Raw genomic sequence first — 15033 nt, 5'->3', positions numbered from 1 at the left:
AGGCTTGCCATATTTATTTTTGTAAGTTTGCTGCCCGTTATATGCCTGTTCCATGAATCCGAAAGCAAGCCTGGCATTAGGCATTATATTCATTTCCTTTTCGCCCATATTTGTGAAGCTTGCCGCCGAGCCGGCCATCACTGCCGCTTTTTACCGCATTTTTATGGCCTGGATATTTTTGCTGCCTTATTGTGTGGTAAAGGGCTTGCTCAAAATTGAGCGGAAGGATCTGTTCATCACCCTGATCTGCGGTATCATCTTCGCGGCTGATATTGCCGTTTGGAACATCTCCATCTTAAAAATAAGTGCCACGGTATCAACCCTGCTGGCTAACCTGGCACCGGTTTGGGTGGGGCTCATCAGTTTTTTTATTCTGCGTAAGCAAACCGGCAAGCTATTTTGGGCAGGTACCATCATCGCCATTGCCGGCATGGTAGTACTGGTGGGCTACCGTAATATTATTGAATTGCATATAAACGATGGGGTAATGCTTGCCGTGCTGGCCAGCTTTTTTTACTCTATGTATATTGTTACCAGCAAAGGCGTATTGCAACGGGTTAATACGCTCACCTTTATGTTTTACAATATGCTGGCCTCCATGGCTTTTTTATTGGTATTAGGTATTGGCGGCGGCTACAACCTGATCCGGTTTCCGGCGGTTACCTGGCTTTATTTTTTGGCAACGGGCCTTATTTGCCAGCTGGCCGGTTGGATCACCATTAACTACGCCATCAAATTTTTAGCGCCAACCAAAGTGTCTATCACGCTGCTAAGCCAAACGGTGGTTACCGGTATATTAGCCGCTATTATACTGCACGAAAAGCTGGGCATTACCGAGATCATCGGCAGCCTGATTGTGCTTGGCGGTATAGCCCTTACATTTTTAAAGCCCTCGCAATCAAAAATTTCGTAATTTAACGTTTGCATTTACTAAAGGCATTGGCGCAATTGCCCTACCTTTGCATTTCTTACTATGATCACCAAAGCTACCGTTGACCGTATTATGGAAGCCACCGACATTGTGGAGGTGATAGGTGATTTTGTGCAGTTAAAAAAGCGCGGTGCCAACTACATCGGCCTGTCGCCGTTCAGTAACGAGCGCACGCCATCGTTCACGGTGTCTCCCGCTAAAGGCATTTTTAAGGACTTTTCATCATCAAAGGGTGGCTCGGCCATTACCTTTTTAATGGAGATGGAAAAGTTCACCTACCCCGAAGCTTTAAAATGGCTGGCCAAAAAGTACGGCATCGAGGTAGAGGAAACGGTGGAGAGTGCCGAAAACCTGGAGGAAGCCAACCACCGTGAAAGTTTGATGATCGTATCCGGTTTTGCGGCCAAATTCTTTCAGGACAGCATGTGGGAAACTGACGAGGGTAAAAGCATTGGCCTGAGTTATTTTAAGGAACGCGGCTTTACGCCCGAAACCATCCGCAAGTTCGAGCTGGGTTACTCGCCCGACCAATGGGAGGCCTTTACCTCGCAAGCCTTAAAAGAGGGTTATCAGGCGCAGTTTCTGGAAGAAACCGGCCTTTCAGTAAAACGGGATAACGGCAGTATGTACGATCGTTACCGCGGCCGCGTAATGTTCCCCATACACAGCTTTACCGGGCGGGTTATCGCCTTTGGCGGACGCACTTTAAAAAGCGACAAAAGCGTACCCAAATATGTAAACTCTCCCGAATCGGAGATCTACCATAAATCGAGCATACTATACGGCCTGTACTTTGCCAAAAAAGCCATTCGCGATGCGGATGACTGCTACCTGGTAGAGGGTTATGCCGATGTGGTATCTGTTCACCAGGCGGGTATTGAAAATGTGGTGGCCTCATCGGGCACCTCGCTAACCGTTGAGCAGATCAGGCTGATCGGCAGGCTGACCAAGAACGTTACCATTTTATATGATGGCGACGCGGCGGGCATCAAGGCATCCCTGCGCGGGCTCGACATGATCTTAGAGGAAGGCCTCAACGTTAAGGTAGTGCTTTTCCCTGACGGGCACGACCCGGACTCGTATGTACGCAGCGTAGGCACCAATGCCTTCAAAACCTACATCGATCAAAATAAAAAAGACTTTATACTCTATAAAACCGGCATCCTGCTAAAAGAGGCCGGTAATGACCCTATCCGCAAGGCTGGTGTTATACGTGAAATTGTGGAGAGCATCGCCAAAATACCCGATTCTATCAAGGCATCGGTATTTGTTAAGGAGTGCAGCCACATTATGCAGATAGATGAGCGCGCGCTGCTATCTGAACTCAACAAAATGCGGCTGGCTAAATCTAAAAAGGATTCGCAGCAGCAATACAACCAAAACCAGCGTTCAACTCAACACCCGGACGCGCCGCCCGAAGACCTGTTTTTTGATGAACCGGGTACATCCGCTTCACCAGCTACTGAAAAAAGAGAGGAAGCGTACACCCAGGAACGGGAGATCATCCGCCTGCTGTTATTGTACGGCAACCGCATGATTGATTGGGACGGCATTGCCAATACCTACATCGGCCCGTTTATTATAGCTGAGCTGAGCGATGTAACTTTTGAGAGTACCGCCTGTAAAAATTTTGTGGAAGACTATCGCCGCGAGGTAGAAAACGGCGTACTGCCCGATGAACAGCATTACATTCACCATAAGGATAAAGAGATTGTTGACCTGACCGTTACCATGCTGGCCACCCGGTATACATTAAGTGAAAACTGGTATGAAATGCACAAGATAACCGTACCCGATGAGCAGGCTAACATGAAAGCCACCATATTGGGTGCTATTTTTCATCTTAAAAAGCATAAAGTAGCCCAGATACTGGAAAACCTGCGTAAGGAACTGCAAAATACCACCGGCGAGCAGGACCAGGAGATACTGCTTAACCAATACATGCGCATGAAAAAGGTTGAAAAACACATATCCGACTACCTGGGCTCGGTAATCCTTAAATAATGGCGCTACACCTCGAATTAGGTCGCCGGGGCGAAACATTGGCTAAAACTTATCTGCAAAATCTGGGTTATGAAATACTGGACGAAAACTGGACCTACGCCAGGGCCGAGATCGACCTGATTGCATTTAAAAACGGGGTGATTATATTTGCCGAAGTTAAAACCCGTACCGGAACCGGTTTTGGAGCGCCCGAGGATTTTGTTGATGACCGCAAGCAACGCCTGATGGCCCGAGCCGCGGATGAATACATCTACCTAAAAAACCACCAGGGCGATGTGCGTTTTGATATAATTTCGGTACTGTTTAATAAAAGCGGGAATTATACGTTAAAACATATTGAAGATGCCTTTTGGCCATCTGCTGATTGATACTTATGAACAAACAACTTAAACTTTTTTTAGCCGGAGCAGCACTGTTAGCCGTAGCAAGCTGCGGCGACGACAAACCAAAAACAGCCGAAATAGCATTAAGTCCGGAAGCCGGGACAAGCATTAACGCGGGTAAAGAACTTTCTGTTAAAGTGAGCCTGCCGGATGGCATGAGTGTTGATTCGGTGGTTTACATGCTGGATACCCTGCGCATAGGTTCAAGTAAGGACACTACTGCCGTTACCGTTAAAACCGACGGTATGCCATTAGGTAATAAGGTGATTACGGCCAATGTATTTAGCGGCGGCAAAAGCCAGGAGGTTACCAGCAACATCGTTTTGCTGGCTGCCAAAGCACCTAAAGTATATACTTTTAAGGTAGAAAAAGTTTATCCGCATGATACCTCATCATATACCGAGGGTTTGGAATACCACGACGGGTTTTTATTTGAGAGTGACGGCGGTTACCTGACCCCGCCGCCGGGTGAAGATGTAACCGGCCAATCAAGCCTGCGCAGGGTTGACTTGAATACCGGCAAAGTGGTACAACAAGCCATGGTTGACCCAAAGGTTTTTGCCGAAGGCATTACCATAGTTGGCGATAAGATTGTACAGCTTACCTACAAGGAGAAAATTGGTTATGTGTACGATAAAAAATCATTCAAGCTGTTAAAAAGCTTTAGCTACACTGCCGGTACCGAAGGCTGGGGACTTTGCTTCGATGGTGAAAAGATCTATAATACCGATGGCAGCAACAGCATATTGTTTTTAGATAAGAACGATTACCACCAGATAGGTGCTATCAACGTTTATGATAACGAGAAACAGATTGACCAGGTTAATGAGTTGGAATATATTGATGGTAAGCTATACGCCAATGTTTACCTGAAAGACGATATTTTGGTGATCGACCCTAAAACAGGTGCCGTATTGGCTAAAATTGATATGAGCAGCCTGTACCCTAAAGATAAACGCAATGCAAACGCCGATGTGCTTAACGGCATAGCTTACGATGCAAAAGGCAAACGTATTTTTGTTACCGGTAAAAACTGGGATAAGCTTTTCCAGGTGAAGTTTGTGAAGACGGAAGAATTACCATTGTAAATGCCCCTCCTGAATCCTCCCCGAGGGGTAGGGCTTTTATATACAAAAAGGTAATAGAGAAATGCCTCATTTCATCTCAAGTCCTCCCCCTCGGGGAGGATTAGGAGGGGTTTGTAACATTCTCATAAATCATATTGAGTTTACATTGGGTTTGGCATATTTGCACTTTAACAAAGCAAATAGGCTATGAAATATAAATTCCTGTTTTCATTATTCCTGTCGGCATCGGTAGCCGGTGCGGCATCTGCACAAAAAAAAACGGCTGCCCAACCCACCGCAGGCAATGATGTTGCCCGCCCAAAGCTGGTGGTAGGCATAGTGGTTGACCAAATGCGCTGGGATTACCTGTACCGTTTTTACAGCCGCTACCAAGCCGGTGGTTTTAAGCGTATGCTTAACGAGGGCTTTACCTGCGATAATACCGATGTTGATTACCTGCCAACCTTTACCGCGCCGGGGCATAGCTGTGTGTATACAGGGTCGGTACCATCAATACACGGCATAGCCGGTAATGATTTTATTGTTCAGGCTACAGGGCGCTCCACCTATTGTACCGAGGATAGCTCGGTAACTACCGTAGGCAGCAGCTCAAAGGCAGGCCAGATGTCTCCGCGCAATTTGCAGGCCAGCACCATTACCGATGAGCTTAAGCTGGCTACTAATTTCCGTTCAAAAGTTATTGGTGTAGCTATTAAGGACAGGGGCGGCATTCTACCCGCCGGCCACTCCGCTAATGCCGCTTATTGGTTCGATGATGCCAGCGGCAATTGGATAACCAGCACCTATTACATGAACGACCTGCCTGCCTGGGTAAAAACATTTAACGGGCAAAAGTTGGCCGAAAAGTACCTGAAACAAGATTGGAACACGCTGTACCCGGTAAATACCTACCTGCAAAGTTCACCGGATAACAGCCCGAAATACGAGGGTAAATTCAGCGGCACCGATGCTCCGGTTTTCCCTATCAAAACATCGCAACTGTACAAAGGCAACGTGGGCATGATCCGCTCTACGCCTTATGGTAATTCATTTACGCTGGATATGGCTAAAGCCGCTGTGACTAACGAACAATTAGGTAAAAATGTAGTAACAGATTTTTTAGCCGTGAGCCTTTCATCAACAGATTATGTAGGCCACCAGTTTGGCCCTAACGCGGTAGAAACCGAAGATACTTACCTGCGTTTGGATAAGGACCTGGCGGCCTTCTTTACCTTTTTAGATGGCCAAGTGGGCAAAGGCAATTACACCGTGTTCTTGACTGCCGACCATGCCGCGGCGCATAACCCCACTTTCCTGACCGACCATAAAATACCGGCCGGCAACTGGAATGAGGGCGCTACCGAATTAAACAAATTTTTAAAAGATAAATACAAGGCCGATAAAATTGTATTGAGCCTGAGCAACTACCAGGTAAACTTTAATTACAAGGTGATAAATGATAACAAGCTGAACGAGGAAGACCTGAAAGCGGATTGCATCCAAATCCTGCAAAAAGATCCGGATGTACTGTACGCGGTTGATATGACCAAAGCTGCGACAGCCAGCATACCCGCCCACTTACGCGAGCGTGTAATCAACGGCTACAGCAAGGAACGCAGCGGCGTGATACAGATCATGCTGAAGCCGGGTTACTTTGCCGGCGGCCGTACAGGCACCACTCATGGCACCTGGGCACCATTTGACGCGCACATCCCGCTGGTATTTATGGGCTGGGGCATTAAACACGGCAGCCTTGCCCGCCAAACCCACATGACGGATATTTCAGCCACCATAGCCTCCCTGCTGCACATCCAGCAACCAAGCGGCTGCATCGGGCAGCCTATACCGGAAGTGATGAGTGGGAGATAGTCGGGGAGTCCGGAAGACGGAAAGTCCGGAAGACCAGAAGGCAAGAAGTCAAAAAGAAATTTCACATAAAAATGGCCAGGCATATCGCTTGGCCATTCTTGTTTATATTTTAATCGGGATAATAAAACCTGCGATTAAAAAAGCTTTCATCTTCCGGACTTTCTGACTTCCCGTCTTCCGGACTATTTTACTTCCGTCTTTCGGACTCTCCCTCTACTGCCTCTTAAACTCATAAGCACCCATTTCTACAAAATCGGCTACTTTTAGTTTAAAGCCGGTTACCTTGCCGTTTTGTACCGTGAAGGGAAATATGGCTTTGCCCAGGATCGGGTCGCTAAAGGTTACGTAGAAGCGGTTAGCACCTAACGGCTGCAAACGGGCATACATTTTAGGATGATGCTCAAAGCGCATGGTCAGGTCGTTATTGTCGCCACGCTCAACGTTTACGGTGCCGTAGAGCGGATTAGTGAATTTCCCCTCGTAATAACTTAATGATAATTCTGCCCGCGGGTTACGGGCTACCGTGTCACGCAGTTTCTTGTCGGCCGCAAGCTGCTCAGTAGTATAGTTTTTATATTCCTTTAAATAAGCATCGCTGTAATTACGATAGGGTAGTTTAAAGTAAGCATCCAGTACTTCCCAGCGCAAAGCCTCGTATAGGTTGTTTTGATCGGTGTTGGTCAGGATCACGATACCGAGATTTTCTTCGGGCACCAACGTAACTGATGATACAAAGCCGTTCACCCCGCCATCATGCATCACCAGGCGGTGGTTATGATAATCCTCCAAAAACCAACCCAACCCGTATAACTGAAAATTTTTAGTGCCATCCAGGTGCTCCGAAGTGCCTACAATGTCCTGCGGTTGGCGGGTAGCGGCAATAGCGGCCTCGGGTATTACCTGTTTACTGCCTACCTTGCCATTATTAAGCAGGGCCATAACCCATTTACCCATATCAACCGCTGTTGAGCTGATTGCCCCGGCAGGTGCCATGTTATCCAGGTTGGCATATGGTATGGCCATCAGCCGGTTATCGGCAATGGTATGGCCGGCAGAACGGTTAAAGGCTTTGGTCATAGCTACGCTCAGGCCAAGGGTGTTATTCATTCCAAGCGGGGCAAATATTTTTTCTTTCAGGTAGATATCCCAGTTCTGGTCGGCAACCTTGGGGATGATCTCGCCTGCGGTTAAAAAGGCTGAATTAGTGTAACCCCAGGTGGTACGAAAGCCGTAAGGCGCTTTCATCAGCGCCATTTTGCTCATTACCTCGCTGCGGGTAAGATTGGTATTATAAAACGTAAAATCGCCCTGAAAGGTTTGAAAACCCAGGCGGTGGCAAAGCAGATCGCGAATGGTAAGCAATTCGGTAGCGGCCTTGTTATCCAGCTTAAAATCGGGCAGGTATTTGGTCACCTTATCGTTAAGGGTGATCTTTTTTTCGGCGGCAAGCATAGCCATCGCGGTAGCGGTAAAGGCTTTGGTATTGCTGCCGATCATAAACAGGGTATGCTCGTCAACCTTGTTATTCAGTCCAAGCTCCTTTATGCCAAAGCCCTTTACCAGCACAATGCGGTTATCCTTAACAATGCATACCGCTGCGCCGGGCACACGCCAGTTGGTAAGCGCCCTGCTGATGTAGGCCTGTAAACTATCGGCTATAAATTTACTGCGATTGGCGTTTTGAGCTTTCGAGGTAATGTTAAGGGTTAATACGGTGATTACCAGTAGAAGTATTTTTTTCATTACAGTTATAAGCCGATTTTTATAAAAACACTAATTTAACGCAAAAATTAAAAGGGCATTACCTTATTTAAATTAATTGACCAAACAAAAGTACATGAAGAGTAAATTTTACAGTTTACCCGTTGTGTTAATGGCGTTTATGCTATCAGCATTATGGCAGGGCGCGCAGGCACAATTCGGGAGCGGAACTAACTGGGCCAAGGACGGCTATCGTTATTACAAAACATTTGAGGGCGGCGTTGCCGAATTTGATGTGCGCGATGCCAATAAAAAAACGGTGATAGCCACCGCGCAGGATCTTACCCCTGCCGGACAAAAACCCATCAGCATACGCCGTTTTACCATTACCGATGACGGAAAAAAGATACTAATCAACACCAACACCAAACGTGTATGGCGTTACGATACCCGCGGTGATTACTGGGTGTATGACGTTGCTGCCAAAAGCCTGAAACAATTGGGAAAAGGCAAACCGGAATCATCATTAATGTTTGCCAAACTATCGCCCGATGCAAGCAAGGTAGCTTATGTAAGCGGTCATAATGTTTATGTTGAGGATTTAGCAACCAACGATATTAAAGCCCTTACAACCGATGGTACCGACCGCCTGATCAACGGCACGTTCGACTGGGTTTATGAGGAAGAATTTGGCTGCCGCGATGGTTTCCGCTGGTCGCCTGATGGCAAGAGCATCGCCTACTGGCAGATAGATGCCCGCAAGATCAAGAACTACCTGATGCTGAACACTACCGACAGTATGGTCTACTCCTACGTTATACCGGTAGAGTACCCAACCGCCGGGCAGGACCCAAGCTCATGTAAAATTGGTGTGGTTGACATCGCTACCGCGCAAACCAAATGGCTTAATATCCCGGGTGATAATGTGCAGCATTACATTCCGCGCATGGAGTACACCAGCAACCCCGATGAAATTATTTTGCAGCAGCTTAACCGTGCGCAAAATGAGAGCAAGCTATACGTTGCCAAGGTATCAGGCAACACTACTAAAGTAATTTATACCGAGACGGATAAAGCCTGGATTGATGCCAAGGAAGAAGCTACAGGCTGGGACTGGCTGAACAAAGGCAAAGAATTTCTTTGGGCGAGCGAAAAGGATGGCTGGAATCACCTGTACCGCATAGGGTTAGATGGCAAGCAAAAGCTGATCACCAAGGGCAATTACGATGTAATGAGCGTATCGCTGATTGATGAACCGTCAGGCTATGTCTATTTCATTGCCTCGCCTGACAACCCTAACCAGGCCTATCTGTACCGCATTAAATTAAGCGGTGGCAAGGCCGAGCGTTTAACACCGGCCGATCAATCAGGTACTCATGGTTATACCATATCGCCAAACGGCACTATGGCTATGCATAATTTTTCAAATGCCAACACGCCATACCAAAGCGAAACCATCAGCCTGCCTGCTCATAAACACTTAACAGGCGATGCCATTAAACCGGTAACTGATGCTAAAAACCCGGTGGAGTTTTTCACGGTTAAAACATCTGAGGGGGTTGATATTAAAGGCTGGGTTAAAAAACCGGATAACTTTGATCCGGCTAAAAAATACCCTGTTGTGTTTTATGTATATGGCGAACCGGCTTCGCAAACAGCTAAAGATGTGTATGGTGCCGGCCGTAACGGTATGTACCCTGGTATGGCTGCCGACGGTTATGTATATATCTCCATGGATAACCGTGGCGCACCGGCTCCGCGTGGCCGCGAATGGCGCAAGGCTATCTATAAAAACATTGGTATGCTCAACATCCGCGATCAGGCGCTGGCGGCAAAAGAAATATTAAAATGGAATTACATCGACAGCAGCCGTGTAGCTGTTTGGGGATGGAGCGGCGGCGGTTCATCAACCTTAAACCTGATGTTCCAATATCCTGAGATCTACAAAACAGGCATTGCTATAGCGGCGGTTGGTTACCAACTTACCTATGACAACATTTACCAGGAGCGCTACATGGGCGTACCAACTGATGATGCCGGCCGCGAGCCGTTCATCAAAGGATCGCCGGTTACCAATGCTAAAAACCTGAAAGGCAACTTACTGTACATACATGGCACAGGTGATGACAATGTGCATTACAATAACGCTGAGTTACTGATAAACGAATTGATAAAGTATAACAAACAGTTCGAGCTGATGTCATACCCTAACCGTACGCATTCCATATCTGAAGGGCCGGGTACAAGCCTGCACCTGCGCACTTTGTTCACCAAATATTTAAAAGAGCATTGCCCGCCGGGAGGCAGGTAATAGCTCTCCCTGATTTTAACAATAAAGCCCGGCTGTGTTGAACAGCCGGGCTTTATATTTTTCGTTATTCGGTTTACAGGAGGTTAAAAAGGCAGATCGTCCGTTTCGTTAGCAGGATTGTAATCGCCCGCGCTGTCTGATTTTACAGTGCGGCCATTAGCATGGTTATCATTTTCAAAATCGCTTTTGCGGCCAAGCATGGTAAAATTCTCGGCTACAACTTCGGTAGTGTATTTTTTTATGCCCTCTTTATCTTCAAAAGACCGGGTACGCAGTTTACCCTCAATGTATACCAGCTTCCCTTTTTGCAGGTATTTAGCGGCCACATCGGCAAGGCTGCGCCACATTACAATGTTATGCCACTCGGTTTGTTCAATCTTTTTTCCGTCCTTGTTAAAAGTTTCGGAGGTGGCAAGAGGAAAGCTAACTACTGATACTCCTCCTTCCAAATAACGTATTTCAGGGTCTTTTCCTAAATGCCCTATAAGTATTACTTTGTTTATTCCAGACATGGTTTAAATTAACGCAAAATTCTTCTACAAATTAAAAATATTTTTTAAAAATATAAAAATGATTTTGGGCAAAGCCAAATCTGCTAAATTTTCTACTCCAGTGTAAAACCATTTTTGTTCTAATTTAACATCACAATTATGTAATTTAATTAACCTAACAAACAATTTTTGATGTGTAAGTATGTGTTTAGCGGTCGGGTAAATGTATTCAGCCTCAACGTTTTCGCCAAACGCGGTTTGTACTTCCTTTAAGTTAAGTACAGCCTCAACGGGCAGTAATTCAGCCGTTTCCAGCATAGGCAGATCATACATATTGGCCCAGATATCATTATCTCCGCGTTTATTCATTAATATCTGTTTACCGTCGGTAATTAAAAAATAATTAAAAAAGCGCTCCTTGCTTTTAACGCTTTTAAGCTTTACCGGCAGTGCTGTGGTAGCATTATGTTTAAAAGCGTAACAACCAAGCCGTACCGGGCATATACCGCAAGCCGGGTTTTTAGGCTTACATAATAGGGCTCCAAACTCCATCATGGCTTGGTTGTGCAGCCCGGCCTTTTTCTTATTAATTAAACTATCAGCCAGCTTCTGGAAAACCTTTTTGCCTTTGCCTGAATTGATGGGCTCATCAATACCAAAATAGCGTGCCAGCACACGGTACACGTTGCCATCAACAACGGCATGGGGTTGGTTGGCCGCGAATGATGAGATGGCCGCGGCAGTATATTCGCCTATACCTTTTAGCTTGATGAGGGTATCATAATCCGTAGGGAAAACGCCGTTATACTCCTGCTGTACCTGTAGCGCTGTTTTCAGCATGTTGCGCCCGCGCGAGTAATAGCCCAGGCCCTGCCATAGCCTTAACACCTCGTCCTCGGTAGCGGCGGCAAAGCTTTTAACATCCGGAAATCTTTCTAAAAAACGGTGGAAGTAAGGCATACCCTGCTCTACACGAGTTTGCTGCAAAATTATTTCAGAAAGCCATATAGTATAAGCATCGGTTGTATTGCGCCAGGGCAGGTCGCGTTTGTTATCCAGGTACCAGCTTAATAATTCATCGGCAAAATTCATACCTCAAAAGTAACCACTAATGGGGCTTAATGAGGCTTTTTCATCACTGTTTTGCAACGAACAAAAAAAATACACCATTTATTTTAGAGTTTGCCAATAAAGCGATACTTTTGCAACCCCAAAACAGTTAAGTATTTATAAAAAATTTTAAAGAAAAATAAGATATGACTAAGGCAGAAATCATAGCTGAAATCTCATCTAAGACAGGTATTGAGAAAGTTGATGTACAGGAAACTGTTGAGGCGTTTTTTAAAGTAGTAAAAGGCTCAATGGTTGCCGGCGAAAACGTTTATGTAAGAGGTTTCGGTAGTTTTGTTGTTAAAAAACGTGCTAAAAAAACAGCCCGTAATATTTCAAAAAATACTGCCATCATTATCCCGGAGCACTTTGTGCCAAGTTTTAAACCGGCCAAAACTTTTGTTGAAAAAGTAAAAACAGGTAACAAAACCAGCAAAGCAAGCAAATAATCAAATTAAAACTTAGCTTATGAAAAAGCCGCAAATAGTTGTAATTATAGCAGTACTCGCTGTTGTTGGCTATTTGTACGCGCAGCCCGTTAAGGGCTTGCAAAAGGCTGAAGAGGCAAACCATTCAGACACCAAGGTAGCGGGCCCCGGCCCGCAGGCAGCGGCTGCAACTGTTAGCGTTGAGCAGGTGTCTGAAACGGCGAAAGGTATTATTGGCGCATCGCTTGCAGCCCCGATCACTGATCTGGAAGGCAGGCTGAAAGCAGCAGGCGGCAATGAAAAAACCGCTGTTGAAAAGCAGTTGGCCACCAAGTGGGATGATGTAAATCAACCAGGCCCGGCTGCTTTTTATTTAAAAGCTGTTGCCGAAACTGAAAAAACAGCCGACGCGTGGATAGCGGCCGGCAATCATTTTAACGAAGCTTACAAGCTAACGCAGGATACGTTGGTACAACCAACTTATTTAACCAACGCGGTACAAAGTTTTGAGCAGGCCCGCCAGCTTGCACCTGATAACCTGGATGCAAAAACCGGTTTAGGTATAGCTTATGTTAACGGTGGCGCGCCAAGCCCGATGGCAGGCATCAGCCTATTGCTTGAGGTAGTTAAACAAGATCCAACTAATCGCAGCGCTAACTTGAACCTGGGAGTTTTCTCCATGAAATCAGGTCAGTTTGAAAAAGCGATTGAACGGTTTAAAACCGTTATTGCACAAAAGCCCGAAGTAGAACCTTATTTTTACCTGGCCGAGAGCTATAAACAGCTTGGCCGTAAAAAAGAAGCTATTGAGGCTTACAACAAGTGTAAAACAATGATGCCTGACCCGGCCTTTGGGCAGCGCATTGATGAGTACATAAAGGAATTAAATTAATTAATCATTTTTAAAAACATTGAATTATGCCAAGCGGTAAAAAACGTAAAAGACACAAAATGGCCACCCACAAACGCAAAAAACGTTTAAGAAAAAATAGGCATAAAAAGAAATAAGCTGTTTAACAGTTTATAAGCCCGCCATTGTGCGGGCTGTTTTTATGTGTTGTTTTTACCTTCTTATTAATCCCGCGGTTAAATTTTAGCCGCATTAAAAAATGGAGTAGCAATTGATAAAGGAATTAATTATCGATTCATCCCCCAGCGGAGCTACCATTGCATTATTACAGGATAAACAACTCGTAGAACTTCATAAAGAACAAACCACCAATAATTACACGGTGGGCGACATTTACCTTGGCAAAATTAAAAAGATTATGCCCGGGCTAAATGCTGCATTTGTTGATGTAGGCTACGAGAAGGATGCCTTTTTGCATTACCTTGATTTGGGGCCGCAGGTACAAAGCCTGCTTAAACTAACCAAGCAGGTACGTAGCGGGGGATATCAGTCTAAGCTGTTAGATCAGCTAAAGCTTGAGGCTGACATTAATAAAGGTGGTAAGATATCTGAGGTTTTAACAAAAGGGCAGTTGCTGCCGGTACAAATAGCTAAGGAGCCGATTTCAACAAAAGGCCCCAGGTTAAGTGCCGATTTATCAATTGCCGGGCGTTATGTAGTGCTTGTGCCTTTTTCGGAGGTGATATCCATCTCCAAAAAAATAAAAAGCAATACGGAGCGCCAGCGTTTGCGCAAAATTGTTGAAAGCATTAAACCCAAGCACTTTGGCGTAATTATACGCACCGTGTCTGAAGGTAAGGGTGTAACAGAAATGCAAAAGGACCTGCTTGATTTAATAACCAAGTGGGAAACGCTGATAACCAAACTTCCGTCGGTTGAGCCGTCCAAAAAAATACTGGGCGAGATTGACCGTACCTCAACTATTTTGAGGGATATACTTAGCGCTGATTTTCAGAGCATATACGTGAACGATAACAGCATGTACGAAGAAGTAAAATCGTACATACATGAAATATCTCCCGATCAGGAGGGCATCGTTCGCCTGCACAAACATCGCGACCCGATATTTGAGCATTATGGCATTGAAAAGCAAATTAAAGGGGCATTCGGCAAAACCGTAAATTTGGCCGGTGGCGCTTACCTGGTAATTGAGCATACCGAGGCGCTGCACGTTATTGACGTAAACAGCGGTAACCGTACGGCCAATAAAGAGAACCAGGAAGAGAACGCCTTACAGGTTAACAAAGAGGCCGCCCGCGAGATAGCAAGGCAACTGCGCCTGCGTGATATGGGTGGTATTGTGGTGATCGATTTTATTGACATGCACAAGCCGCTGAACCGCAAGGAGCTGTTTGACTATTTACGTGGGGAAATGGCACATGACAGGGCTAAGCACACCATATTGCCGCCAAGCAAGTTTGGTTTAGTGCAGATAACGCGCCAGCGCGTACGCCCCGAAATGAACATTGTTACCAGCGAGGTATGCCCTACCTGCCACGGCACAGGGGCGATACGCCCAACCATTTTGCTGCTTGATGATATTGAAAACAATTTCAATTACATCCTGATGGAGCAAAATGAGAAAGACATTACGCTTTGCGTGCATCCTTATATTGAAGCCTACATTAAAAAAGGCCTCTACACACGCCAGATGAAATGGTACTTTAAGTACAAGCAATGGATAAAGGTTAAAACCAATCCGGCGTATCAAATTACTGAGTTTCGCTTCTTTTCGTCAAAAGACGAGGAAATTAAATTATAACTGCGTTAGCAGGCAGCTTGTAAAATGCAGATGTTTGAAAAAGCATCTGCATTTTTTTGTTTCCAT

Annotated in this window: 12 protein-coding genes; 9 read left to right on the top strand and 3 right to left on the bottom strand. The window is 45.7% G+C overall.

Features of this window, described 5'->3' with window-relative positions:
* Positions 1-52 precede the first annotated feature (52 nt).
* The 5 genes from AC3WJC_RS18015 to pafA all read left to right on the top strand — a co-directional run bounded on the left by AC3WJC_RS18015 (position 53) and on the right by pafA (position 6254).
* The gene (locus AC3WJC_RS18015; RefSeq protein WP_492400506.1) at positions 53-913 is read left to right on the top strand and encodes a DMT family transporter; all 861 of its coding nucleotides are present in this window, start codon (positions 53-55) and stop codon (positions 911-913) included.
* A 60-nt stretch (positions 914-973) separates the two neighbouring features.
* Positions 974-2935, top strand: coding sequence for a DNA primase (dnaG, locus tag AC3WJC_RS18010; RefSeq protein ID WP_492400505.1), 1962 nt, complete (start codon positions 974-976; stop codon positions 2933-2935).
* Entirely contained in the window at positions 2935-3303 is a 369-nt protein-coding gene (locus AC3WJC_RS18005; protein WP_492400504.1) for a YraN family protein, read from the top strand. The genes dnaG and AC3WJC_RS18005 overlap by 1 nt, the downstream gene beginning before the upstream one ends.
* A gap of 5 nt (positions 3304-3308) precedes the next feature.
* Positions 3309-4406: a glutaminyl-peptide cyclotransferase gene (locus AC3WJC_RS18000; protein WP_492400503.1), complete on the top strand. Its 1098-nt coding sequence runs from the start codon at positions 3309-3311 to the stop codon at positions 4404-4406.
* 186 nt (positions 4407-4592) lie between these two features.
* Complete coding sequence (pafA, locus tag AC3WJC_RS17995; RefSeq protein WP_492400502.1) at positions 4593-6254, top strand: alkaline phosphatase PafA; 1662 nt, start codon at positions 4593-4595, stop codon at positions 6252-6254.
* A 213-nt stretch (positions 6255-6467) separates the two neighbouring features.
* Here the strand turns inward: pafA and AC3WJC_RS17990 are convergent, their stop codons facing one another.
* The gene (locus AC3WJC_RS17990) at positions 6468-7997 is read right to left on the bottom strand and encodes a serine hydrolase (protein ID WP_492400501.1); all 1530 of its coding nucleotides are present in this window, start codon (positions 7995-7997) and stop codon (positions 6468-6470) included.
* Between the two features lie 94 nt (positions 7998-8091).
* Here AC3WJC_RS17990 and AC3WJC_RS17985 point away from each other — a divergent pair, with 94 nt between their 5' ends.
* Positions 8092-10266, top strand: a complete 2175-nt coding sequence (locus AC3WJC_RS17985; RefSeq protein ID WP_492400500.1) for a S9 family peptidase — start codon at positions 8092-8094, stop codon at positions 10264-10266.
* 83 nt (positions 10267-10349) lie between these two features.
* On the opposite strand, the gene AC3WJC_RS17980 is transcribed toward AC3WJC_RS17985, so the two are convergent.
* Together AC3WJC_RS17980 and mutY are read right to left on the bottom strand one after the other, a co-directional pair.
* Complete coding sequence (locus AC3WJC_RS17980; RefSeq protein ID WP_492400499.1) at positions 10350-10778, bottom strand: single-stranded DNA-binding protein; 429 nt, start codon at positions 10776-10778, stop codon at positions 10350-10352.
* Positions 10779-10802: 24 nt separating this feature from the next.
* Positions 10803-11849, bottom strand: a complete 1047-nt coding sequence (mutY, locus tag AC3WJC_RS17975) for an A/G-specific adenine glycosylase (RefSeq protein ID WP_492400498.1) — start codon at positions 11847-11849, stop codon at positions 10803-10805.
* Positions 11850-12013: 164 nt separating this feature from the next.
* On the opposite strand from mutY, the gene AC3WJC_RS17970 reads away from it, so the two are divergent.
* The 3 genes from AC3WJC_RS17970 (at position 12014) to AC3WJC_RS17960 (ending at position 14967) form a co-directional block, all read left to right on the top strand.
* Positions 12014-12316, top strand: coding sequence for an HU family DNA-binding protein (locus AC3WJC_RS17970; protein ID WP_194101927.1), 303 nt, complete (start codon positions 12014-12016; stop codon positions 12314-12316).
* Between the two features lie 19 nt (positions 12317-12335).
* Positions 12336-13187 carry a tetratricopeptide repeat protein gene (locus AC3WJC_RS17965; protein ID WP_492400497.1) on the top strand — a complete coding sequence of 284 codons (852 nt, stop codon included), beginning with the start codon at positions 12336-12338 and terminating at the stop codon, positions 13185-13187.
* 229 nt (positions 13188-13416) lie between these two features.
* The gene (locus tag AC3WJC_RS17960) at positions 13417-14967 is read left to right on the top strand and encodes an Rne/Rng family ribonuclease (protein ID WP_492400496.1); all 1551 of its coding nucleotides are present in this window, start codon (positions 13417-13419) and stop codon (positions 14965-14967) included.
* The last annotated feature ends 66 nt before the right edge of the window (positions 14968-15033 follow it).

The organism is Mucilaginibacter sp. FW306-07-L (assembly GCF_058782065.1).
The sequence above is the reverse complement of the archived record's forward strand: the minus strand, read 5'-3'. Positions and strand labels throughout refer to the sequence as shown.

Bases quoted from the DNA above. Each gene is read 5' to 3' on its own strand.
- AC3WJC_RS18015 (WP_492400506.1), top strand. From the start codon at position 53: ATGAATCCGAAAGCAAGCCTGGCATTAGGCATTATATTCATTTCCTTT.
- dnaG (WP_492400505.1), top strand. From the start codon at position 974: ATGATCACCAAAGCTACCGTTGACCGTATTATGGAAGCCACCGACATT.
- AC3WJC_RS18005 (WP_492400504.1), top strand. From the start codon at position 2,935: ATGGCGCTACACCTCGAATTAGGTCGCCGGGGCGAAACATTGGCTAAA.
- AC3WJC_RS18000 (WP_492400503.1), top strand. From the start codon at position 3,309: ATGAACAAACAACTTAAACTTTTTTTAGCCGGAGCAGCACTGTTAGCC.
- pafA (WP_492400502.1), top strand. From the start codon at position 4,593: ATGAAATATAAATTCCTGTTTTCATTATTCCTGTCGGCATCGGTAGCC.
- AC3WJC_RS17990 (WP_492400501.1), bottom strand. From the start codon at position 7,997: ATGAAAAAAATACTTCTACTGGTAATCACCGTATTAACCCTTAACATT.
- AC3WJC_RS17985 (WP_492400500.1), top strand. From the start codon at position 8,092: ATGAAGAGTAAATTTTACAGTTTACCCGTTGTGTTAATGGCGTTTATG.
- AC3WJC_RS17980 (WP_492400499.1), bottom strand. From the start codon at position 10,778: ATGTCTGGAATAAACAAAGTAATACTTATAGGGCATTTAGGAAAAGAC.
- mutY (WP_492400498.1), bottom strand. From the start codon at position 11,849: ATGAATTTTGCCGATGAATTATTAAGCTGGTACCTGGATAACAAACGC.
- AC3WJC_RS17970 (WP_194101927.1), top strand. From the start codon at position 12,014: ATGACTAAGGCAGAAATCATAGCTGAAATCTCATCTAAGACAGGTATT.
- AC3WJC_RS17965 (WP_492400497.1), top strand. From the start codon at position 12,336: ATGAAAAAGCCGCAAATAGTTGTAATTATAGCAGTACTCGCTGTTGTT.